This is a genomic window from Paraburkholderia sp. MM5496-R1, assembly GCF_050436205.1.
GTDB classification, from domain to species: Bacteria; Pseudomonadota; Gammaproteobacteria; order Burkholderiales; family Burkholderiaceae; genus Paraburkholderia; species Paraburkholderia tuberum.
Map to the genome: position 1 here is coordinate 3,499,272 of NZ_JBNDLT010000002.1, position 23,385 is coordinate 3,522,656.

Below are 23,385 nucleotides of genomic sequence, written 5' to 3' on the forward strand. Positions count from 1 at the left end.
CGTGACCGAGACTGAGATTCTTGAGCGCATCCGCGCGATCTTTCAGGAAAACTTCGCGATCGAGCCGCAGCTCGTGACGCCCGACGCTCACCTGTTCGAAGACCTCGATCTCGACAGCATCGACGCGGTCGACCTCGCGATCAAGCTGCAGGAGATGACCGGCCGCCGCATCAAGCCGGAGAACTTCAAATCCGTGCGCACGGTCGGCGACGTGATCGGCGCGGTCGAATCGCTGCTCGCGGCGCAAGGCTGATGCCGGTCGCGCACCCGCGCACGCAGATGTCGCAGCCACGTCCCGCCGCAAGCGAATCGGGCGCGCGGCCTCACTGGAGCAGGACCGTCCGGCAGGTGCTGCTGAAACTCGCTTACCCCGCGCTGATCTTGTGCGCATGGCGCTGGGACGCGCCGCGTCTCGTCGGCGGCATGCTGCTGGTGACTTTATGGCTGCAGCGCTGGGCCGGCGGCGGTCCGGTTGCGATGTCGCTGCGGCAGCTTTCCACGCTCGACTGGAGCGTGGTGGCGATGCTGAGCTGCGCATCGGCGACGATCGTCGTCACCGATAGCGAGCTGCTGCTGCGCTTCTATCCGTCGCTCGTCAATCTCGGTTTGCTGATCGCGTTCGGCGCGACGCTCGTGCGCGGGCCGTCGATGATCGAAAAATTTGCGCGCCTCGGCAGTCCCGATCTGCCGCCGGGTGGGGTGCGCTATACGCGGCGCGTGACCCAGGTCTGGTGCGTTTTCTTCGTGCTGAACGGCGCGTTTTCCGTCTACACCGCGCTCTATTGGAGCCGCGCGGCCTGGTCGCTGTACAACGGCGCGATCGCCTATGCACTGATCGGCGCGCTGCTGGCGGGCGAATACGTATGGCGACGTCTGTTCGTGCTGCCGCGCGCCGCGCGAGCGGATTCGGAGGCCGCCTGATGCTCGCGCTGCATGATCTGTTGTCGGCCGATGCCGCGCTTGCGACGTCCGCCGCACCGGTGTGCCGCGATGGCGCCGTGCTGCTCGATCGCGCGGCGTTTCGCGCGCGCGTCGAGGGCTTGATCGAGCTCGTGCGAACGCCCGACGCGCGGCGCTGCGCGCTCTGTATCGACGATCCGTTCGAGTTCGCCTGCGCGTTGTTCGCGCTGTTCGCGTGCGGCAAGGAGCCGGTGATTCCGGCCAATGCAACGCCGGGCTATCTCGCCGATCTCGCGCACGCTTACGACTTCCTGCTGACGGATGCGGATCTGCCGCCGTTCGTCGCAGCGACGCATCGCGCGGCTCACACCGCCCGCCCGATCGACGCCCATGCGCCGATGACGCTCTACACATCCGGCAGCAGCGGCACGCCGAAGCCGATCCGCAAGAGGCTCGCGCAATTCAACGCCGAAGTCCACACGCTCGAACGGCAATGGGGCGCATTGCTCGGCGACGCGACGATGCTCGCGAGCGTGCCGCATCACCACATCTACGGTTTGCTGTTTCGCGTGCTGTGGCCGCTCGCGGCCGGCCGCGCCTTCGATCGCGCGATCGGCGTCGAGCCGCTGCAACTGCAGGCGCGCATCGCGCAATGCGGCGCGACGGCGGTGGTGTCGACGCCCGCGCAGCTGTCGCGTTGGCCCGCGTTGCCGGGCTTCGCCGCGCTTACGCCCGCGCCGCGCGCGTTCTTTTCGTCGGGTGGCCCGCTCGCGGCCGACGCCGCGCTGGCCTATGCGGCGAGCTACGGCGCGGCGCCGCTCGAAATCTACGGCAGCACGGAAACCGGCGGGATCGCGTGGCGGCGTCAGGATCAGGGCGACGTGTGGCAGCCGGTCGCCGGCGCCGAGGTGCGCCGCGACGACGACGGCGCGCTGTGCGTGCGCTCGCCGCATCTCGACCACGACGGCTGGCATCGCACCGGCGATCGCATCGCGTTCGATGCCGACGGGCGCTTCCGCTTGCAAGGGCGCCTCGACCGCGTGCTGAAGCTCGGCGGCAAGCGCGTCTCGCTGCCGGAACTCGAGGCGCGTCTCGCGCTGCATCCGTATGTCGCGCAGGCGGCGCTGGTGCCGCTCATAGGCGCGTCGCGCGAACGCGTCGGCGCGGTGGTCGCGCTGACCGAAGCGGGCGGCGCTGCGTTGTGCGACGAAGGCCGCGTCGCGCTGGCGAAAACGCTGCGCCGGCATCTGGCCGATTACTTCGATGCGGTCGTGCTGCCGCGTCATTGGCGTTTTCGCGCGAGCCTGCCATTCGACGCGCGCGGCAAGCTGCCCGCGAGCGCGGTTGCGGCCGCGTTCGCGCCGCTCGCCGAGGGCATGGAAGTGCTCGCCGAAACGCGCGTCGGCGACATGCGCGTCGGCGACATGCGCGTCGGCGACATGCGCGTCGGCGACACGCTGCACTACGTGCTGCGCGTGCCGCAGTCACTCCAGCATTTCGCCGGCCACTTTCCGGGTCTGCCGATTCTGCCGGGCGTCGTGCAGGTCGACTGGGCAGCGCGGCTCGCGGCCGGGCATTGGCCGCGCGTGCGAGAGGTGGCATCGGTCGACCGCCTGAAGTTCATGGCGCCGGTGTCGCCCGGTGCGGTGCTCGAGCTCACGCTCGCCTATGATGCCGCGCGCCGGCGTGTGCAGTTCGCGTACCGGCTCGACGGACGCGAATGCGCGTCGGGCTTGCTCGTGCATCGGGAGGACGCGTGATGACGTTCGCGCCCTGCATCGTCATTCCGATCTACAACCACAAGGAGGCGATCGGAGCGAGCGTCGCGCATCTCGCGGTGCACGGCCTGCCGATCTTCGTCGTCGACGACGGCAGCGACGCGCCGACCCAGCGGGTACTCGCCGCGCTCGCCCTGCAATACGCACAGCAGATGACGCTGCTGCGTCTGCCCGCAAACGGCGGCAAAGGCGCGGCGGTGATGGCGGGCCTGCGCGCGGCGCGCGCCGCGGGCTACACGCACGCGCTGCAGATCGACGCCGACGGCCAGCACGATGCGACCGACGTGCCGCGCTTCATCGATGCCGCGCGCGCCGAACCCGGCGCGGTGATTCTCGGCCGTCCGGTCTACGACGACAGCGTGCCGAAGGCACGTCTGTACGGCCGCTATCTGAGCCACGTGTGGGTGTGGATCGAGACGCTGTCGCTGACGATTCGCGATTCGATGTGCGGCTTTCGTCTGTATCCGCTCGCGCTCGCGTGCGAGCTGATCGACAGCGTGCGACTACCCACGCGCATGGACTTCGACATCGAGATCCTCGTGCGTCTCTACTGGCGCCGCGCCGCGTTCCGCTCGATCCCGACGCGCGTGACCTACGCGGCCGACGGCGTGTCGCATTTCGACGTGCTGTGGGACAACGTCCGAATCAGCCGCAGCCATACGCGGCTCGTGTTCGGGATGCTGTGGCGTCTGCCGATGCTGCTCGCGCACAAGCTGATGCCGCGCCGCGGCGCGCTGGCCGACGCCGCCGATGAACCCCGGCCCGAAGCCTGGTGGCGCATCGCCGAACGCGGCAGCCGCCTCGGCATGAGCCTGCTCGCGCTGAGCTGCAAGCTGTTCGGCCGCCGCTTCACCGCGCTGTGGCTGCATCCGGTCGTCGCGTATTTTCTGCTGACGGGCCGCGCGGCGCGCGCCGCGTCGGACAACTACTTCGCGCATCTGAGCGCGGTCGCGCCGTCGGCGGATACGCCGCGCCCGGGCTGGCTGTCCGCGTATCGCCATATGCTCGCGTTCGCGCAATCGGGCTTCGACAAGCTCGCCGCATGGACCGGCCGCGTCGACGACACCGACGTCACGTTCGACGATCCTGTGGCGTTCGAAGCACTGATCGCGAGCGGCAAGGGCGCGCTCGTGATCGGCGCGCACCTCGGCAATCTGGAGATGATGCGCGCGCTCGCCATCCGCGGCGAACACGCGAAGGTCACGGCGGTCGTCTACACCGGGCACGCGCGCCGCTTCAATGAGGTGCTGGCGTCGTCGAATCGCGACTTCGCGCGGCATCTGCTCGAAGTCGGCGACTTCGGTCCCGAGACGGCGGTGCTGATGCAGCAGCGCATCGATGCGGGCGAGCTGCTGGTGATCGTCGGCGATCGGGTGCCGGCGCGCGAGGCGGGACGCACCACCGACGCGCAATTTCTGGGCGCGAGCGCGCCGTTCGCGCAAGGACCCTACGTGCTCGCGCATGCGCTCGGCTGTCCGGTCTACCTGTTCTTCTGCCTGAAGGAACGCGACGGTTACCGCATGTATTTCGAGCCGTTCGCCGAGCGCATCGAGCTGCCGCGCCGCGAACGCGCGCAGCATCTGGCAGCGTGGGCGCAACGCTACGCGCTGCGCCTCGAACACTACTGCCGCAAGGCCCCTTACCAATGGTTCAATTTCTTCGATTTCTGGGGCAGCCCCGAGCGAGGCGCAAATGGCCGACCATGATCTGAACGATGTGCGGCACGTACGCGCTGTTACGAGTGCCGCGGCGCATGTGGATGCCGGTGCCGCTGCCGATCGCCAAGGAGCCAACGCATGAGCGAGCCCGCGAAAACGCAGCACGTGCTCGCCGCGAGCGCGACCGTCGAAGTGCCGTTTCACGACGTCGACGCGATGAACGTGTGCTGGCATGGCAATTATCTGAAGTACTTCGAGTTGGGCCGCGCGGCGCTGTTGCGCGCGTTCGATTACGACTATCTCGAGATGCGGGCGTCCGGCTATCTGTGGCCGATCGTCGAGGCGCATCTGAAGTACGTGAGGGCCGCCGTGTACGGACAGAAGATTGAAGTGCGCGCGCAACTGCTCGAATACGAAAACCGCCTGAAAATAGGCTATGAAATCGTCGATTGCGCATCGGGCGCGCGGCTCACGAAGGGCTATACGATCCAGGTCGCCGTCGATGCCGCCACCGAGGAATTGCAGTTCGTGTCGCCGCCGGTCGTATTCGAAAAGCTGGGACGCGTATGGGGACGGTGAACCGGTGCGGGCTGGGAGCGCTCGTGTCGCGGCCGGCGGGGGCGATCGTCGCAATAGGGGCGCTTGCATTGGCAGCGGCGTCGGCCGATGCGGCCACCGCCAGCAATACGGCTCCAGCCGCCAACGCCGCCAGCAACGCCAACACCGCGCTCGTCTCGCAGATCGCCGCGCATCTCGCGCAGCCCAAGGGCGTGCGCGCGCAATTCACGCAGACGCAGACGCTTGCCGCGATGAAGCAGCCGCTCGTCAGCAACGGCACCTTGCTGTTCTTCCGCGAGCGCGGCGTGATCTGGCGGATCGACACGCCGTACAAGGCCACCTACGTGATCACCGACGCAGGCGTCGCGCAGCTCGACGCCAGCGGCCGCCGCGTGAGCACGCATAGCGCGCAGGGCAGCCGCGGCGTCGCGCAAGTGTCGAAGATGATGCGCGCGATGCTCGGCGGCGATCTGTCGGCGCTGTACTCGCAGTTCGACGTGAGCGCCGAAGGCAGCGCCGCGCAATGGCGCATGCGACTCACGCCGAATCAACCGCAGCTCGCGCAATCGATCAAGGGCCTCGACATGAGCGGCGGCGATTATCTGCAAAACCTGCGCATCACGCTCGCGAACGGCGACGTGACGAAGCTCGAGTTTGCGAACAGCACGGCCGTTGCCGAGCCGACGCCGGACGAGCGCAGCCTGTTCGGAGCGCCGTGATGGACATGCCGCAGCAGCGGACCGCGAAACATGCGTGGGGCGTGCGCGCCGCATGGCTTGTGCTCGCGCTGCTGGCGGCGCTGTATTGCGGCTGGCGCTTCGCCGGAGCGTCGCCGCTCGAAACCAATCTGCTCGCGCTGCTGCCCGCGACCGAAGCGGACCCGGTCGCCGAGAAAGCGGTCGACACGCTCGCGAGCGCGCTCGGCGATCGCACCGTGCTGCTCGTCACGAGCCGCGACGATGCGCACGCGAAAGCGGCCGCGAAGCAACTGGGCGCGTCGCTGCAAAAGAGCGGCGCATTCGCCTCGGTGACGGCCGAACTGCCGCCGTTCGACCTGTCGCAGATCTCGGCGCTGTATCTGCCTTACCGCTTCGGCCTGCTCGCGCCGGCCGATCGCACCGCGCTCGCGACCGCGCGCGCGACGACGCCGCACGACATGCTCGCGCAGCGCATCTACAGCCCGCTGCAAGGCGGCCTCAGTACGCAACTCGCCGACGATCCGTTCGGCTGGCTCGAACGCTGGCTCGGCAATCTGCCGCTCGCGACGTCGAATCTCGAAGTCGAGGACAACCTGCTGGTGTCGCATCGTCACGACGCGCATGGCGACATGACCAGCGTGCTGGTCATCGCGACCCTGCCGGGCTCCGCCTACGAAACGAAGACGCAGCGCGCGGTACACGCCGCGCTCGCCAATGCGGAAAGCGCGTTGCGTCAGACGTTCCCCGACGTATCGGTTGCACGCACGGGCGCCGTGTTCTACGCCGAGGCCGCGCGCAGCGCTTCCGAACGCGAGGTGCACGTGATCGGCATCGCGTCGCTCGCCGGCATCGCGCTGCTGATGATGTGGGTGTTCCGCTCGCCGCGTCTGTTGCTGCTCGGCTTCGTATCGACCGCGCTCGGCATCGTCTGCGCGCTCGCGGCGACGCTGCTCATCTTCGGCAAGCTGCATCTGTTGACGCTCGTGTTCGGCGCGAGCCTGATCGGCGAGGCTGTCGATTACTCGATCCAGTATTTCGTCGTCTATCTCGGCGCGGGCCGCGACTGGGATGCGCGGCTCGGCGCGCGGAGGGTACGGCCCGCGCTGGGCGTTGCGCTGGCGACGAGCCTGCTCGGCTACGCGATCCTGATGTGGGTGCCGTTCCCCGCGTTGAAGCAGATCGCGTGCTTCGCGATGGTGGGCATTACGACCGCGTTCGCGTCGGTGCTGTGGCTGCTGCCCGCGCTGCTCACGCGCGCGCCGAAGCACAGCCCTCGGCGCCTGTTCGCGGGCGCGGCGCGGCTGCTCGCGCGCTGGCAGCATGCGCTCGGCGGCAAGCGCGCCTGGCTGGTCGCCGCGCTGCTGCTGATCGCGTCGGTGCCCGGTTGGCTGCGTCTGAGCAGCGACGACGACATCCATCTGCTGATCCAGCGCGATGCGTCGCTGGCCGCGCAGGAAGACACGGTGCGCGAGGCGGTCGGTGTCGATAACAGCGCGCAGTTTTTCGTCGTGCGCGGCGCGACCCAGGAAGCGGTGCTGCAACGCGCCGAAGCGCTCGGTGCGAAGCTCGATGCGCTGAACGGCAGCGCCGATAGCGTCGGCGGCTACCAGTCGGTCGCGCAGTTCGTGCCGTCCGCGCAACGTCAGCGCGAAGATCGCGCGCTGCTCGCGCAGCATGTGTTCGGCGACTTCGCCGCGTTGCGTGCGACGCTGCTGCAAGCAGGCTTCAAGGACGAAGTCGCCGATGCGTGGCTCGCCGGCTTCGCCAAGCCGCCCGCGCCGCTGACCGTCGAGCGCTGGCTCGCGGCGCCGTGGTCGCAGCCGTATCGGCATCTGTGGCTCGGCGCGGTGGGATCGAACGACAAGAATTGGGCCCATCAACCTGGCTACGCGGCCGTCGTGATCCCGCAAGGCGTGACGCCGCGCAACGAGCCCGCGCTGATCGCGCTCGCGCGCGGCCTGCCGGGCGTCGTGTTCGTCGATAAGGCCGCGAGCGTGTCGAGGCTGTTCGGCGCGTATCGCGTGGATAGCGGCTGGTGGCTCGGCGGCGTGCTCGTGCTCGTGTGCGTGCTGCTGATGCTGCGCTACGGGGCGCGCGGGGGTATCGCCACGACCTTGCCCGTGCTGTTCGCGGTCGGCGTCGCGCTGGCGGTGTTCGGCTACGCGGGCGTGCCGCTCAATCTGTTCAACTGGCTCGCGCTGATGCTGGTGCTTGGCGTCGGCGCAAACTATGCGGTGTTCCTGCGCGAAGGCTGCGCGCGCGCAGAGGCGGATCTCGGCGCGGTGTGGACCGGCGTGCTGCTGTCGGCGGCGACCACGTTATTGTCGTTCGGCATGCTCGGCGTGAGCGCGATGCCCGCGCTCAAAAGCTTCGGCACCACGCTCGCGCTCGGCATCGCGGTGGCGGTGCTGCTCGCGCCTCTCGGCATGCCATCGGCAGCGCGCTCGGGCAAGTCATCGGAATCACGGAGGGCGGCATGAAAGCGCCAACAGTTTATTTGCACGCGCTAGGCATGATCAACGCGCTCGGCGGCGACGTCGACGAGATCGCGCCGGCGCTCGCCGCCGCGCGCTCGCCCGGCATGGGCAATGTGCATACCGGCATCGGCGACGCGTTCGTCGGCAGCGTGCTCGCGCCGCTCGATCTCGCGCCGCGCGCCGACCTCGCGCGCTACGACTGCCGCAACAACCGGCTGCTGCTCGCGGCGCTCGCGCAGATCGCGGCCGCGTTCGAAGCCGCGCGCGAGCGCTACGGCCCGCAGCGCATCGGCGTCGTGCTCGGCACCAGCACGTCGGGCATCGAGGCGGCCGAAACCGCGTTCGTCTATCACGCACGAGCCGGCGCGTTGCCGGCCAACTTCAACTATCGGCAAATGGAAATCGGCACCGCCGCGCCGTTCGCTGCCGCCGCGCTCGGCGTGCACGGGCCGGCGTTTACGATTTCGACCGCGTGTACGTCGAGCGCGAAGGCGTTCGCGTCGGCGCGTCGGCTGCTGCAATTGCAGCTATGCGATGCGGTTGTCGTCGGTGGTGTCGATTCGCTATGCGAATTGACGGTGCAGGGCTTTGCGTCGCTCGAATCGACCAGCAGCGCGCGCACCAATCCGATGAGCCGCAATCGCCGCGGCATCAACGTCGGCGAGGGCGCGGCCGTGTTCCTGATGAGCCGCGACGAAGCGGCGGTGCGGCTCGCGGGCCTCGGCGAATCGAGCGACGCGCATCATATTTCGGCGCCGGACCCGCAGGGCGTCGGGGGCGAACTCGCGCTTCGCGAAGCGCTCGCGGACGCGGGCATCGCGGCCTCGGCGGTCGGCTATGTGAATCTGCACGCGACCGCCACGCAGAAGAACGACGAAATGGAAGCGCGTCTGATGGCGCGCGTGTTCCCCGGCGGCGTCGCCGCGAGCGGCACCAAGCCGTTGACCGGCCACCTGCTCGGCGCGGCCGGCGCGACCGAACTCGGCTTCGCGTGGCTCACGCTCGCGCGCGAGAACGCGACGCTGCCGCCGCATCTATGGGACGGCGAGGCCGATCCCGCGCTGCCCGCGCTCGATCTCGTCGCGGGCGCGCGCCATCTGCCGCGCGGCACGGGCACGCAGTACGCGATGAGCAATTCGTTCGCGTTCGGCGGCAGCAATGTCAGCCTGATTCTCGCCCGGTAAAGCGCATGACGACTCCGCCACTCACTGTCGAGCAACTCGTGCGTCAGCCGATCGAGGCGATCATCCCGCATCGAGGCAGCATGCTGCTGCTCGATGCGATCGACACGTTCGCCGACACCACGCTGAGCGCCTTCGCCAAGGTCGACCCGCACGCATGGTATGCCGACGCCGCCGGCGCGATGCCCGCGTGGATCGGCATCGAGCTGATGGCGCAGGCGATCGCCGCGCACATCGCGCTCGTCGCGATGCGCGGCGGGGGCCATGCGCGTCCCGGCGTGCTGCTCGGCTCGCGCAGCTATCAGGCGTTGCAGCCGGTGTTCCAAAGCGGCGCGCGTTTGCGCGTTCACGTGAGCGAGCTGCTGCGCAGCGACGCAGGCCACAGTGCCTACGAATGCACGATCGACGACGGCGACGCGCGCTGTGCCGAAGCGGTGATCAAGGTGTTTCAACCGCCCGATTTCCAGTCATTCATCGAAGGGAGTATGAGTTCATGAGCCGGCGAGTTCTCGTTACCGGCGCAAGCCGCGGCATCGGCCGCGCGATTGCGTACAAGTTGGCCGCCGACGGTTTCGCCGTGACCGTGCATTGCCGCACCGGACGCAGCGAAGCCGACGCAGTCGCGACGGGCATCGCCGCGCAGGGCGGCACGGCGCGCGTGCTGCAATTCGACGTGCGCGAGCGCGCCGTGTGCCGCGAGGCGCTCGAAGCCGACGTCGCCGCGCACGGTCCTTACTACGGCATCGTGTGCAGCGCGGGTGTCACGCGCGACGCGGCGTTTCCGGCGCTCACCGGAGAAGACTGGGACGTCGTGATCGAAACCGGCCTCGATGCCTTCTACAACGTCGTGCATCCGCTGACGATGCCGATGGTGCGCGCGCGCCAGGGCGGCCGTATCGTCACGATTGCGTCGGTGTCGGGCGTGATGGGCAATCGCGGCCAGGTCAATTACAGCGCCGCGAAAGCGGGACTGATCGGCGCGACCAAGGCGCTCGCGGTCGAACTCGCGTCGCGCAACATCACCGTCAATTGCGTCGCGCCGGGGTTGATCGAAACCGGCATGCTCGAACAGGTGACGCTCGATCATGCGCTGAAGACCGTGCCGATGAACCGCGTTGGCCAGCCGGCCGAGGTCGCGTCGGTGGTGAGCTTTCTGATGTCGGATGGCGCGTCGTATGTGACGCGCCAGGTGATCGGCGTGAACGGCGGGATGGTCTGATGAAGCGCGTCGTCATCACCGGCATGGGCGGCGTGACCGCGTTCGGCGATAGCTGGGACGCGGTTCAAGCGCGCCTGAAGCGCGGCGAGAACGCGGTGCGGCGCATGGCCGAGTGGGATTACTTCGAGTCGCTGCATACGCGACTCGCGTGTCCGCTGCCCGGGTTCACGATCCCCGCGCATTACCCGCGCAAGAGAGTGCGTTCGATGGGCCCGGTGTCGCTGTACTCGGTGCGCGCGAGCGAACTCGCGCTCGCCGACGCGGGCCTCGCCGACGACACGAGCATCGCGGATGGCCGCATGGGCGTCGCGTACGGTTCGTCGTCGGGCTCGGTGCAGCCGATCCGCGCGTTCGGCACGATGCTCGAAACCGGTTTGATGAGCAACGTCACGTCGAACAGCTACGTGCAGATGATGCCGCACACGACGGCCGTCAACGTGAGCCTGTTCTGGGACCTCAAAGGCCGCATCATCCCGACCTCGTGCGCGTGCGCGTCGGGCAGCCAGGCGATCGGCTATGCGTACGAGGCGATCCAGTCCGGCAAACAGACGCTGATGCTCGCGGGCGGCGCGGAAGAGCTGTCGGGTCCCGCGGTCGCCGTGTTCGACACGCTGTACGCGACCAGCACGCGCAACGACGAGCCGCATCTGACGCCGCGTCCGTTCGATGCCGCGCGCGACGGCCTCGTGGTCGGCGAGGGCGCGGCGACGCTCGTCCTCGAAGAATACGAGCATGCGCTGGCGCGCGGCGCGCGGATTCACGCGGAAGTGGTCGGCTTCGGCTGCAACTCGGACGGCGCGCACATGACGCAACCCACCGCCGACACGATGGCGCTCGCGATGCAACTCGCGCTGCGCGACGCGCAATTGCCGCCCGAAGCGATTGCCTACGTGAACGCGCACGGTACGTCGACCGATCGCGGCGACATCGCCGAAAGCCACGCGACCGCGCAGACCTTCGGCGCTCGGATGCCGATCAGCTCGCTAAAAAGCTATGTGGGCCATACGCTAGGCGCGTGCGGCGCGATCGAGGCGTGGTGGACGATCGAGATGATGAAGCGCAACTGGTACGTGCCTACCCTGAATCTCGACCACTTCGATCCGGCTTGCGCGCCGCTGGATTACATCGTCGGCGGCGCGCGCGAGATCGACGCCGAGTACGTGATGAGCAACAACTTCGCGTTCGGCGGCATCAACACGTCGCTGATTTTCCGGCGCGTTCGATGAGTACAGGCCTGCAACGCGTGGCCGTGACCGGCATGGGCATCGTGTCGTGTCTCGGCAATACGCTCGACCAGGTCTGCGCGGCGTTGCGCGCGGGGCACTCGCGAATCGAGCGTATCGATGCGTGGCGCGAGCGCGGATTTGCATCGCAAGTCGCGGGCGTGGCGTCGGTCGCGCACGAGGTGCCGTTCGAGCGCAAGCTCGAACGCTTCATGGGCGACACCGCGCGCTTTGCGTGCCACGCGGCGCGACGCGCGATCGACGATGCAAGGCTCGACCTCGCTTCATTGCAGTCGCCGCGCGCGGGTGTCGTGATCGGCTCGGGCGTCGGCACGATGGCGAGCTACGACGCGGCGCTCGCGATCGCGCACACGCGCGGCGTCGACAAGGTGCCGCCGTTCACGGTGCCGCATACGATGAGCAGCACCGCGTCGGCGAACGTCGCGCAGATGTTCGGGATCGAAGGCGTCGGCTATTCGCCGTCATCGGCATGCACGACGTCGGCACTCGCGATCGGGCAGGCGATGCAGCTGATCCAGACCGGCCGCCAGCAGATCGTGCTCGCGGGCGGCAGCGAAGCGCTGCACGACAACACGACGCTGATGTTCGACGCGATGGGCGCGCTGTCGCGCCGCTTCAACGACACGCCCCGGAGCGCGTCGCGACCGTACGACACGCAGCGCGATGGCTTCGTGATCGCGTCGGGCGGCGGCGTGCTCGTGCTCGAAGCGCTCGACCATGCGCTCGCGCGCGGCGCGCGCATCTACGCGGAGCTGAGCGGCTTCGGCGATTGCACCGATCGCGCGGGCATGGTCGCGCCGCGTGCGGCCGGCATCGCGCGCGCGATGCGCGGCGCGCTCGAGCAGGCGGGCCGGCGTCCCGACTACGTGAACACGCATGCGCCGTCCACACCGCTCGGCGATCTCGAAGAGCTGCACGCGTTGCGCGACGTGTTCGGTGCATCGGCGCAAGGGTTGCCCGCGTTTTCGTCGACCAAGGGCATGACCGGGCATTCGCTCGGCGCGTGCGGCGCGCACGAAGCGATCTATACGCTGTTGATGATGCGCGACGGCTTCATCGCGGCGACCGCGCTGGTGGATACGCCGGAGCCGCAAGTGCGGGACATGCCGCTCGTGCGCGTGACGCGCGACGCGCGCATCGACACGGCGATGTCGGTTTCTTTCGGGTTCGGCGGGAGTTGCGCGAGCCTGATGTTCGACGCGTGGCGAGGCTCACATACGGCGCGGCAACGTACGCAAACCGTTGGAGGAGTGATTTGAACAGCGATTCTTCAAAGCGGACCGTGGTCGACGTCGCGATCATCGGCGCGGGTCCCGCCGGCGCGGTGGCCGCCGCGCTGCTGCGTAAGGCGGGCCGCTCGGTGCTGGTGCTGGAGCGTCAGCACTTTCCGCGCTTCTCGATCGGCGAGAGCCTGTTGCCGCAAAGCATGGCGTACCTCGAAGAGGCCGGCATGCTGCAGGCCGTCGTCGAGGCGGGCTTCCAGTACAAGAACGGCGCGCACTTCGTATATCGCGACCAGAGCTCGTCGTTCGACTTTCGCGACAAGCATTCGCCGGGCTGGGGCACCACGTACCAGGTCGAGCGCGCGCTGTTCGACGACGTGCTGATTCGCTGCGCGGCCGCGCAGGGTGCCGACGTGCGGTTCGGCCACACGGTGAGCGCGGTGCGCACGGGCGCGGCACCGGTGCTCGACGTCGTCGATGAAAGTGCCGGCGCGTATCGGGTCGAAGCGCGTTTCGTGCTCGATGCGAGCGGCTTCGGGCGCGTGCTGCCGCGCCTGCTGAAGCTGGAGGCGCCGACGCGCATGCCGACGCGCGCCGCATTGTTCACGCACGTGCGCGACGGGCTCGCGCTCGACGACATCGATCGCAACAAGATCTGCATCGCGACGCATCCCGAGCGTCGCGACGTGTGGTTCTGGATGATTCCGCTCGCGGGCGGCCGTTGTTCGGTGGGATGTGTCGCCGAGGCGAGTTTTCTCGAGGTGCCCGAAACGCAGCGCGAGGCGACGCTGCGCGCGCTGATCCGGCAGGAGCCGACGCTGAACCGGCTGATCGGGCAGGCGCCGTTCCTGATGCCGGTGCGGCAGATCGGCGGCTACGCGGCGAGTGTCGCGAGTCTGCATGGGCCGGGCTATGCGCTGCTCGGCAATGCGGGCGAGTTTCTCGATCCGGTGTTTTCCTCGGGCGTGACGATCGCGCTGCGCTCCGCGCATCTGGCGGCGCGCGCGCTGAACCGGCAGCTCGACGGCGCGACGGTCGACTGGTCAGCCGATTACGACGTGCCGTTGCGCAAGGGCATCGATACGTTCCGCGCATTCGTCGAGCGCTGGTACACGGGCGAGCTGCAGGACATCATCTACTACCCGGAACAGGTGACGCCGATCCGCCGCATGATCTGCGCGGTGCTCGCCGGTTACGCGTGGGACGAGTCGAATCCGTATGTCGCGGATCCGGTGCGGCGCCTCAACGCGTTGCACGAGGTGTGCAAGGCGGGCTGAGGCGGGCCGGCGCTTTGGGCGTGTCCCAGGGGATCGAGGGCAGTTGAGGTTTTGGGCTGTCGCCCATATACGGACGACCCCGAGCACGGTATCTATCTGGATGCTGCCAATCCGGGCAGCAACTTCAAATAGATCGTCGACACGCCTATGTCCTTGTCCGTATTTGAAATGCACTCCGTGGAGCTGCGCTGTCAAAGGCCCCTCGGTGCATGTTATGTCATCTGCGATGAGCGGCACTACAAGGCGTGCCTCGGAAGGGCCGCAGACCTTCAGAAGGCCAAGGCGGAGACCCAGGAATTTCTCAGTATTGCCAGATTGAATCAGCGAAAGTGGGAGGAGGACCTAACGCTGGTCAGGCGTCTCATTGATCGTCAGTTGCTGGCGTTTGATGGTGTGCGAAACTGGAACCGCAACACCGATGGCTGGTGGATCATTAATGCGCTTCTCGACGATCTGCGCAGAGGTGCTCGTCTTGCCATTAAAGGCCCTCGGGCTGACCTGTTTCCATCCCCCCACAGCACGCCGTTGAGCAATCTCGCGGCGAGGGCCGTCGGTCTCCCGAACGGGGAACCCATGCTGTCCGGCCGGGCTGATCCAGCCACCCGGCAAACCGGGCTGATCGCTCCACGCGCAGCCACGGCAGCCAGCAGCAGCGACGGCGATCTGGCCCACGATGCGGGCGCCTCAACGCTGCTCGGCGATGCCCAGCCGTTTGCATACTACGCTAACGACGTGTCGGGGGATTCGACGGAACTGGCTGGAATCCCGTTTGAGGGTATGCCCAACACGTGGGTTGAGAACGCGCCGGGGAAAAAGAAGCAATGGCGGATGTACGGTTCACAAGGCACCCCGACCGTTGATATTGACTTCGACAACCATCATGGCCAGCCAAATCCGCACGCCCACAACTGGGACGACCAGGGCCGCGATCACGGCTGGCCGGTCTCCATACTTCCATAGGACAAGCCACCATGACCATCACAGATGCACTAGAACAGTTCGGCGGTTTTCATGACTGGTACCTGGATGCGATTGCGACCAGCAAGGAAGGTGGCGCCGATACACCAAACGTACTAACACTTGGGTTGTACGATGAGAGCCGGCGCGCGACCGTTACCTTTCTTGGAGTGACGCGAGCAAGCATCGTTGATGGTGGATTGTTGAACATCGTCAATTCGATTGAGGTGTTGAAACCCGGTGATGAGGCATACGCCGCGGCAATCGAGGTACTCAAGAAATCCGCGCATTTTGGAAAGCGCCGTGCCGACCATATCGCATACGTTTTCTCAACAGTTGGCGCTGAGATTGCCGTCGAATTTGAGACGCTCGAAATTGACACTGAATAGCCAATTTGTGAGCACTCGCGGACCAGGACGCGCACTAGCGTTTCTTCTGCAACTGGGGCGTCTCAACCGAAGCTGGTGTCAAGCCGCGATCTTCGCGCGCCCCGGCACGCGCTGGCGCGCGTCGTCGCGGCGATGCACGCACTTGCCGGCCGCATACGTTTCATACACGGCGCGATCGTCGCCGAGCAGCGCGAATGCGAACAGCAGCTCCTCGAGCGATTCGCGCCGCGCGGTGCGGCGCGCGAGCAGCGGCGTCGCCTGCGGATCGAGCACGACGAAGTCTGCTTCCGAGCCGTCCCTCAGCGTGCCGATCTTGTCGCCGAGATCGAGCGCTTCGGCCGCGCCGGCGGTCGCGAGATAGAACATGCGCGTCGCCGTCAGATGATGGCCGCCGAGGCGCGCAACCTTGTGCGCTTCGTTCATCGTCTGCAGCATCGAGAACGACGTGCCGCCGCCGACGTCGGTCGCGAGCGCGATCGGCATGCCGGCCGAGTCGGCCTTGTCGAAGTCGAACAGGCCGCTGCCGAGGAACAGGTTCGAGGTCGGACAGTGCGAGGCGAGCGCGCCGGTTTGCGCCATGCGCTTGCGGTCCTCGTCGTCGAGGTAGATGCAATGGCCGTACACCGCGCGACGGCGCAAGAGCCCATAGTGATCGTAGATGTCGAGATAGCTGCGGTGGCCGGGGAACAGCTCGGCGACCCATTTCACCTCGTCGGTGTTCTCGGCCACGTGGCTCTGAATGAACACGTCCGGATGCAGCCGCGCGAGCGCGCCGCATGCTTCGAGCTGCGCCTCGGTCGAGGTCGGCGCGAAGCGCGGCGTCAGCGCGTACATCTGGCGGCCGCGATCGTGCCAGCGGCCGATCAGCTCGGCGCTGTCGTCGTAGCCCGATTGCGCGGTGTCGCGCAGGAACGCCGGGCAGTGGCGGTCCATCAGCACCTTGCCCGCGACCATGCGCAGATTGCGCGCTTCGCTCTCGGCGAAGAGGGCGTCGGCGGATTCCTTGTGCACCGTGCAGTACACGAGCGCGGTCGTCGTGCCGCAGGCGAGCAGTTCGTCGAGGAAAAAGCTCGCCGTGTCGCGGGCGTGCGCGATGTCGGCGAAGCGGCGCTCGGTTGGGAACGTGTACGTGTCGAGCCACGGCAGCAGACCCGGCGCCGGCGACGCGATCATGTCGGTCTGCGGATAGTGGATGTGGGTATCGATGAAGCCCGGCACGATCAGCTTGTCGCGCCGCTCCACGACCTGCGTGCCGGGCGCGAGCCGCGACGCGAGCGCCGCATACGCGTCCGCCGCGACGACGCGGCCGTCTTCCACGATCAGGAGACCGTCCTCGTGGAACACCACGGCGTTCGGCGCGTGCGCCGGATCGCCGTTGAAGGTCAGCAGAGGGGCGCGGAATGCCGCTTGCGCCACTTGCGCGGTATGAGCCGATTCAGTCATGGAAAAGCTGTCTCCGAATGTTGAAAGCTGGGCGGCGCAGGCAGCGGCAGCGGCTTCCCGGTTCGGGTCGTTGCCGTTTGCACGAACGAAGCGAAGCCGCCGGCCGCCGACGTCGGTCGAGGCCCGTCAGTTGAAATCCGTCGGCGCGCGGCTCAGTGCTGCCACTCAGTGCCGCCAATACGCGCGTCGAGCTTACCGATCAGCATGGCGCGTTCCTCGGGCGTCACGAACGACGCCTCGAAGCCGTTGCGGATGATCGTGTAGACCTCGGCGTCGTCGAGCTTCAGCGCGTCGATCGTCGCCAGATAGTTCGCGTTCACGTAGCCGCCGAAATAGGCCGGATCGTCGGAATTGACGGTCACCGCGACGCCGCGATCGAGCAGGTCTTTCAGCGTGTGCCTGGTCAGGTCGTCGAACACGCACAGCTTCAGGTTCGATAGCGGGCACACGGTCAGCGCGACGCGCGTATCGGCGAGACGCGTGACGAGCGCGGGGTCCTCGATGCTGCGCACGCCGTGATCGACGCGGTCGACCTTCAGCACGTCGAGCGCCTCGTAGATGTAGGACGGCGGGCCTTCCTCGCCCGCATGCGCGACGAGCTTCAGACCGAGCGCGCGCGCCTTCGCGAACACGCGCTCGAACTTCGACGGCGGATGACCGCGTTCCGACGAATCGAGCCCGACGCCGATCAGCCGATGCTCGTACTGTTCGAACAGCGGCAGCGCTTCGTCGAAGGTGGCGAGCGCATCGTCCTCGGACAGATGGCGCAGGAAACACAGGATCAGCTTGCTCGACATGCCGCGCTTCTCCGCGTCGGCGAGCGCGCGTTCGATGCCGGCCACGACGGTCGCGATCCGCACGCCGCGCTCGGTATGCGTCTGCGGGTCGAAAAAGATTTCGCTATGCACGACGTTGTCGGCGAGACAGCGCTCGACGTAGGCCATCGTCATGTCGTAGAAGTCCTGCTCGTGCAGCAGCACGCTCGCGCCCGCGTAGTAGATGTCGAGGAACGATTGCAGGTCGGTGAACGCATAGGCGGCGCGCAAGGCTTCCACCGAGTCGTAGGCGAGCTTCACGCCGTTGCGTTGCGCGAGCGCGAAAATCAGCTCGGGTTCGAGCGAGCCTTCGATGTGGATATGCAGCTCGGCCTTCGGTGCGCGCGCGGTTTTGTCGGCGAGCGTAACGGAGGAAACAGGGGTAGCGGTTGTCGGGTTCATCGTGGTTTGGAATTGTGTGTTGGGTAACGAGCGGCGCAGGCCGCGTATCAAACCGCCTGCGTCGGGTGGCGCGCACCCGCGTTCGCCTCGACGGCCTGCAGCACCTGCGCGGCCGCCGAGATCGCGATGACCTCGGGCGACTTGTCGACGATGCCGTCGACGCCGAGCGGACATTTCATCCGCGCGATCCGCGCCGGATCGATGCCGCGAGCCGCGAGCCGATGCTCGAACTGCTTGCGCTTGGTATGCGAGCCGATCATGCCGAAGAACGCGAAGTCGCCGCGCCGCAGGATGCGTTCGGCCAGTTCGAGATCGCGCGCGTGGTTGTGCGTCATCACGACGAAGTACGTGTTCGGCGCGGCCTGATCGATCGCCTCGTCGGGTGCGTCGTTCGCGTCGATCCTCACGTTCGGCGCGTGCAGCGCATCGAGCGACGGAAACTGCGCGTCGCGCTCGTCGACCCAGCGCACCGTGCAAGGCAGTGTCGCCAGCACGCGCACGAGCGCCGCGCCGACGTGACCGGCGCCGAACAGCACGACGGCGAATTCGCCCGGCGCGATGGTTTCGGTCAGGAGCGCGCTGCTGTCGTCGAAACCGGCGCCGTCCCACAGCAGACAGTCGGCGCCGTCGAGGCCGGGCTCGGGCTCGGACAGCATCACCGCATCCGGCGCGGGGCCGAATGATACGCTGCGCACCGTCGATTGCCCCGCCGCGAGGCGCTTGGCGAGCGACGTGAGCCAGCCGAGATCGCCGACGTCGAGCCGCTCGAACGCGAGGATCACGGCGCCGCCGCAGCACTGGCCGAGGCTCGGCCCCAGCGCGAAGCGTTCGAGCCGCCGCATGTGGGGCGCGCGCATGCCGTCGCGCAGCACCTGGCGCGCGGTCTCGATCGCCTTCCATTCGAGGTGGCCGCCGCCAATCGTATGCTTGGCCGCCTCGCGCGTGACGATCATCTTCGTGCCGGCTTCGCGCGGCGCCGAACCTTCGACGCGCGCGACCGTCACCAGCACGGCGGCGTCGCCATGCGCGAGCAGATGTTGCAGGTCAGTGAGCCAGGCTTGCATCCGGCGATTCTCCGTGGGGGGCCGCGTCGGGCGTTTCCGCGGCGGGTTGCGTGTTTGTGTCGGGGCTATCGGGGTGCGCGGCGGCTTCGGTCGGATCTGCGTTCTGCGACGCGTTCATCGCACTCAACGTGTCCAGCGCATCGAGTATCGCCTCGGGCGTCGCCGGCGCGCGCAACGGCGTAGCATGTCGCGTGCCCGGCACTGCGGCCGCGATCGCGTCGCGAATCGCGAGAAACACCGAAAACGGCAGCAGCAACGGCGGCTCGCCGACCGCCTTCGAGCGGAACACGGTCGGCTCGGCGTTGCTGTTGTCGTAGAGCCGAACGTGGAACGCGGCGGGCGTGTCGCTGACCGCGGGAATCTTGTACGTCGACGGCGCGTGCGTCATCAGGCGGCCGTCGCGGCTCCACCATAGCTCTTCAGTGGTGAGCCAGCCCATGCCCTGAATGAAGCCGCCTTCGATCTGGCCGAGATCGATCGCCGGATTGATCGACTGGCCCGCGTCGTGCAGCAAGTCCGCGCGCAGGAGCTTCCACTCGCCGGTCAGCGTATCGACGACGACCTCCGACACCGCCGCACCATACGCGAAGTAATAGAACGGATGACCGGTCAGCGACTTCGCATCCCAATGCACTTTCGGCGTCGCGTAGAAACCGTCCGACCACAACTGCACGCGCGCGAGATACGCGGCGTTGACGAGCTGTTCGAACGGCAGCGCGCCGCCGTTCACCGACACGCTGCCGCGCGCGAACTGCACGTCGTTCGCGTCGCCACCGAGCTGGCGCGCCGCGAGTTCGGCGAGCCGCGCGCGGATCGTCCGCGCGGCGGCTTCGGCGGCCATGCCGTTCAGGTCGCTGCCGGTCGAGGCCGCCGTTGCCGACGTGTTGGCGATCTTCGAGGTATCGGTCGCGGTCACCCGGACGCGCGATAACGGCAAGCCGAACTGATTCGCGACCACCTGCGCGACTTTCGTGTTGAGCCCCTGGCCCATCTCGGTGCCGCCGTGATTGACGAGCACGGAGCCGTCCTTGTACACGTGCACGAGCGCGCCGGCCTGATTCAGGAACGGCACGTTGAACGAGATGCCGAACTTGACCGGCGAAAACGCGAGGCCGCGTTTGAGCACGGGACTCTTCGCATTGAATTCGGCGAGTGCCGCGCGACGCGCGCGGTAGTCACTCGAATCTAGCAGCGCGTCGGTCAGCGGCGCGATGATGTTGTCTTCGACGCGTTGTCCGTACGGCGTCGTATCGCGTTCGCCGACGCCGTAGTAATTCGCGAGCCGCACGTCGAGCGGATCGAGCCGCAGCTCGCGCGCGATGCCGTCGAGCAGCACCTCCATCACGAGCGCGCCTTGCGGTCCGCCGAAGCCGCGAAACGCGGTGTTCGACTGCGTATTGGTCTTGCAGCACAGCGCGACGATATCGACGTCGGACAGGTAGTACGCGTTGTCGACGTGGCACACCGCGCGCGTCGCGACCGCGCCGGACAGATCCGCGGAATAGCCGGCGCGCAATGCGATTTCGACGCGCACGCCAAGCAGGCGGCCTTGCTCGTCAAAGCCCGCTTCGTACTCGTAGACTGCATCGTGGCGCTTGCCGGTGATCAGAAAGTCGTCGTCGCGATCGGCGCGCAGCTTGACCGGGCGACGCAGGCGTTGCGCCGCAAGCGCGGCCACGCACGCGAACAGCGCCGATTGCGATTCCTTGCCGCCGAAGCCGCCGCCCATGCGCCGGCATTCGCAGACGACGTTATGCGCGGGCCAGTCGAGCATGTGCGCGACGACCTGCTGCATCTCGCTCGGATGCTGCGTCGAGCTGTAGACGAGCATGCCGTCCATTTCCTTCGGCACCGCATAGGCGATCTGGCCTTCGAGATAGAACTGCTCCTGACCGCCGACCTCGAACCTGCCGGCCAGTCGATGCGGCGCGGCGGCGATCTTCGCGTCGGGGTCGCCGCGCCGCAGATGCAGTGGCGGCAGCACGAACTGCTTTGCGGCTTTCGCATCGGCGACGGTGAGGATCGCGTCGAGCGGCTCGTAGCGGATCACGTCGTCGCTTTTCGCGAGCGCGGCGGCGCGACGTGCGAGTTCGTGGCTCTCGGCGATCACCGCGAAGACCGGCTGGCCGAGATAGAGCACTTCGCCGTCGGCGAGGATCGGATCGTCGTGCAGCACCGGGCCGCAATTGTTTTCGCCGGGGATATCGTCGGCACTCAGCACCGCGATCACGCCGGGCGCGTTTCTCACCGCGTCGAGATCCATCGACACGATGCGCGCATGCGCATGGCGCGACAGGCCGAGCGCCGCGTGCAGCGTGCCGTGCAGCTCGGCGATGTCGTCCGTGTAGGTCGCTTCGCCGCTCACGTGCAGCGCGGCGGATTCGTGCGGCAGCGGTACGCCGATCGACGCGTCCTCGCGTTGATCGGCACGCGCGCCCGCGGGTTCGATAAAGGCATCGGTCCGGTTCATCACGGCGACTCCTTCACGACGATTGCGTTGGCCTCGAACGCGAACGCGTTCACGTCGCAGAGCGCGAGCGGCGCGTCGTCGCGCGTTTCGAGGTAGAAGCGCCACAGCAGATTGCGCGCGACCCTCAGCCGATACGCGCTCGACGCGCGCATGTCGGTGAGCGGCTGGTAGTCGGCGGCGAGCGCGTCCATCGCGCGACGGGCCGTCGGTTCGTTCCACGCCGTGCCGTTGAGCGCGGCTTCGGCATGCGCGGCCCGCTTCGGCGTCGCCGCCATGCCGCCGAACGCGACCCGCGCCGCGCGGATCGTGCCATCTTCCGCGACGTGCAGCGCAAACGCCGCGCACACCGCCGAGATGTCCTGGTCGTAACGCTTCGCCACCTTGTAGGTGCGAAACCGCAGCGCGTCAGCCGGGCGAGGCACGCGCAGCGCGCTGACGAATTCGCCTTCCGCGAGCGTGGTCTTCTGATAGCCGAGGTAGAACGCGTCGAGCGGCACGTTGCGGGTCGTGTGATCGCGGCGCAACTCGACGTCGGCGCCGAGCGCGAGCAGCGCCGGCATCGAATCGCCGATCGGCGAGCCGTTCGCGACGTTGCCGCCGAGCGTGCCCGCATTGCGGATCGGCAGCGATGCGAAGCGCGTCCATAGTTCGGCGAGTTCGGGGTAGTCGGCGGTGAGCGCCGCGTACGCGTCTTCGAGCGTGACCGCCGCACCGATGGTCAGCGTTTGCGCGTCGCGCGCGATCGTCTTCAGTTCCGCGACGTTGCCGGTGTACAGCAAGTCGCCGAGATCGCGGAACTGCTTGGTGACCCACAAGCCGACGTCGGTGCTGCCCGCGACGATGCGCGCGTCCGGGTGCTGCGCGCGCAGCGTCGCGAACGCGTCGAGCGTGAGCGGGGCGTGGAAGGTGGGCGAGCCGAAGGCGGCGCCGCGGATGCCGGGCGCGCTGTATTCGAACGTGTCTTCGCGTTGCAGCGTGCGCAGCGTGGTCGCGATGGCCTCGCGGTCGAGCGCGACGCGCGGATGCTGCGCGTAGTCGAACATCTTCTGCGCGGCGTCGATGATCGGCCGGTAGCCCGTGCAGCGGCACAGATTGCCGGACAGCGCGGCGTCGATTTCATGGCGGGTCGGCAGGCCGGCGCTGACGGGCTGGTTCTCGTAGAGCGCCCACATCGACATGACGAAGCCGGGTGTGCAGAAGCCGCATTGCGAACCGTGGCAGTCGACCAACGCCTGCTGCACCGGATGCAGCGCGCCGTTCGCGGCGCGCAGGTCTTCGACGGTGAAGAGGGCGCGGCCGTCGAGTGTCGGCAGGAACTGGATGCAGGCGTTGACCGCCTTCAACGTGAGGTCGCCGCGCGCATCGAGTTCGCCGATCACGACCGTGCATGCGCCGCAGTCGCCTTCCGCGCAGCCTTCCTTGGTGCCGGTGCAGCGTAAGTCCTCGCGCAGGTGCTGCAGCACGGTGCGCGTCGCCGACACGCCCGCGACCTCGCGGACGGACCCCTGATGGTAGAAGCGGATGGTTTGCGTTGTCATGGCGAATCGGAAGACAGTGCGGACCGGGCGCGCGTTACGCATGGGGTCGCAAAAAGCCGGCCTCGCGCACGTAGATCGCCATCCATACCCGAAG

Annotated in this window: 20 protein-coding genes; 15 read left to right on the top strand and 5 right to left on the bottom strand. The window is 67.7% G+C overall.

Annotated elements, in window-relative coordinates; all coding sequences use genetic code 11:
* Position 1: 1 nt before the first annotated feature.
* The 15 genes from OKW38_RS23355 (at position 2) to OKW38_RS23425 (ending at position 15,559) form a co-directional block, all read left to right on the top strand.
* Entirely contained in the window at positions 2–253 is a 252-nt protein-coding gene (locus tag OKW38_RS23355; protein ID WP_429363232.1) for an acyl carrier protein, read from the top strand.
* On the top strand, positions 253–921 hold the full coding sequence (locus OKW38_RS23360) for a hypothetical protein (protein WP_429363233.1): 669 nt from the start codon (positions 253–255) through the stop codon (positions 919–921). Before OKW38_RS23355 ends, OKW38_RS23360 begins: the two co-directional genes overlap by 1 nt.
* Positions 921–2,660, top strand: a complete 1,740-nt coding sequence (locus OKW38_RS23365) for an AMP-binding protein (protein ID WP_429363234.1) — start codon at positions 921–923, stop codon at positions 2,658–2,660. Before OKW38_RS23360 ends, OKW38_RS23365 begins: the two co-directional genes overlap by 1 nt.
* On the top strand, positions 2,660–4,384 hold the full coding sequence (locus OKW38_RS23370; RefSeq protein WP_429363236.1) for a glycosyltransferase family 2 protein: 1,725 nt from the start codon (positions 2,660–2,662) through the stop codon (positions 4,382–4,384). Before OKW38_RS23365 ends, OKW38_RS23370 begins: the two co-directional genes overlap by 1 nt.
* A gap of 90 nt (positions 4,385–4,474) precedes the next feature.
* On the top strand, positions 4,475–4,915 hold the full coding sequence (locus OKW38_RS23375) for an acyl-CoA thioesterase (RefSeq protein ID WP_429363238.1): 441 nt from the start codon (positions 4,475–4,477) through the stop codon (positions 4,913–4,915).
* On the top strand, positions 4,903–5,613 hold the full coding sequence (locus tag OKW38_RS23380) for a LolA family protein (protein ID WP_429363240.1): 711 nt from the start codon (positions 4,903–4,905) through the stop codon (positions 5,611–5,613). Before OKW38_RS23375 ends, OKW38_RS23380 begins: the two co-directional genes overlap by 13 nt.
* Entirely contained in the window at positions 5,613–8,072 is a 2,460-nt protein-coding gene (locus tag OKW38_RS23385; RefSeq protein WP_429363242.1) for an MMPL family transporter, read from the top strand. Before OKW38_RS23380 ends, OKW38_RS23385 begins: the two co-directional genes overlap by 1 nt.
* Positions 8,069–9,253 carry a beta-ketoacyl-[acyl-carrier-protein] synthase family protein gene (locus OKW38_RS23390; protein WP_429363244.1) on the top strand — a complete coding sequence of 395 codons (1,185 nt, stop codon included), beginning with the start codon at positions 8,069–8,071 and terminating at the stop codon, positions 9,251–9,253. Before OKW38_RS23385 ends, OKW38_RS23390 begins: the two co-directional genes overlap by 4 nt.
* A gap of 5 nt (positions 9,254–9,258) precedes the next feature.
* Positions 9,259–9,747 carry a hotdog family protein gene (locus OKW38_RS23395; RefSeq protein ID WP_429363245.1) on the top strand — a complete coding sequence of 163 codons (489 nt, stop codon included), beginning with the start codon at positions 9,259–9,261 and terminating at the stop codon, positions 9,745–9,747.
* Positions 9,744–10,469 (top strand): 3-ketoacyl-ACP reductase FabG2, encoded by a 726-nt coding sequence (locus OKW38_RS23400; RefSeq protein ID WP_090801376.1) that lies wholly within the window; start codon positions 9,744–9,746, stop codon positions 10,467–10,469. The genes OKW38_RS23395 and OKW38_RS23400 overlap by 4 nt, the downstream gene beginning before the upstream one ends.
* Entirely contained in the window at positions 10,469–11,695 is a 1,227-nt protein-coding gene (locus tag OKW38_RS23405) for a beta-ketoacyl-ACP synthase (RefSeq protein ID WP_429363247.1), read from the top strand. Before OKW38_RS23400 ends, OKW38_RS23405 begins: the two co-directional genes overlap by 1 nt.
* Positions 11,692–12,972, top strand: a complete 1,281-nt coding sequence (locus OKW38_RS23410; protein WP_429363249.1) for a beta-ketoacyl-[acyl-carrier-protein] synthase family protein — start codon at positions 11,692–11,694, stop codon at positions 12,970–12,972. The genes OKW38_RS23405 and OKW38_RS23410 overlap by 4 nt, the downstream gene beginning before the upstream one ends.
* Positions 12,969–14,213, top strand: a complete 1,245-nt coding sequence (locus OKW38_RS23415; protein WP_090801370.1) for an NAD(P)/FAD-dependent oxidoreductase — start codon at positions 12,969–12,971, stop codon at positions 14,211–14,213. The genes OKW38_RS23410 and OKW38_RS23415 overlap by 4 nt, the downstream gene beginning before the upstream one ends.
* Positions 14,214–14,360: 147 nt before the next feature.
* Complete coding sequence (locus OKW38_RS23420; RefSeq protein ID WP_429363251.1) at positions 14,361–15,173, top strand: hypothetical protein; 813 nt, start codon at positions 14,361–14,363, stop codon at positions 15,171–15,173.
* A gap of 11 nt (positions 15,174–15,184) precedes the next feature.
* Positions 15,185–15,559: a hypothetical protein gene (locus OKW38_RS23425; protein ID WP_187613239.1), complete on the top strand. Its 375-nt coding sequence runs from the start codon at positions 15,185–15,187 to the stop codon at positions 15,557–15,559.
* A gap of 78 nt (positions 15,560–15,637) precedes the next feature.
* On the opposite strand, the gene guaD is transcribed toward OKW38_RS23425, so the two are convergent.
* From guaD to xdhA, 5 genes are all read right to left on the bottom strand, one after another.
* Complete coding sequence (gene guaD / locus OKW38_RS23430) at positions 15,638–17,002, bottom strand: guanine deaminase (protein ID WP_429363253.1); 1,365 nt, start codon at positions 17,000–17,002, stop codon at positions 15,638–15,640.
* Between the two features lie 152 nt (positions 17,003–17,154).
* Positions 17,155–18,219 (bottom strand): adenosine deaminase, encoded by a 1,065-nt coding sequence (locus OKW38_RS23435; protein WP_429363255.1) that lies wholly within the window; start codon positions 18,217–18,219, stop codon positions 17,155–17,157.
* 47 nt (positions 18,220–18,266) lie between these two features.
* The gene (xdhC, locus tag OKW38_RS23440) at positions 18,267–19,283 is read right to left on the bottom strand and encodes a xanthine dehydrogenase accessory protein XdhC (protein ID WP_429363257.1); all 1,017 of its coding nucleotides are present in this window, start codon (positions 19,281–19,283) and stop codon (positions 18,267–18,269) included.
* Positions 19,264–21,753 carry a xanthine dehydrogenase molybdopterin binding subunit gene (gene xdhB / locus OKW38_RS23445; protein ID WP_429363259.1) on the bottom strand — a complete coding sequence of 830 codons (2,490 nt, stop codon included), beginning with the start codon at positions 21,751–21,753 and terminating at the stop codon, positions 19,264–19,266. Before xdhB ends, xdhC begins: the two co-directional genes overlap by 20 nt.
* The gene (xdhA, locus tag OKW38_RS23450) at positions 21,753–23,291 is read right to left on the bottom strand and encodes a xanthine dehydrogenase small subunit (RefSeq protein ID WP_429363260.1); all 1,539 of its coding nucleotides are present in this window, start codon (positions 23,289–23,291) and stop codon (positions 21,753–21,755) included. Before xdhA ends, xdhB begins: the two co-directional genes overlap by 1 nt.
* Positions 23,292–23,385: the final 94 nt, after the last annotated feature.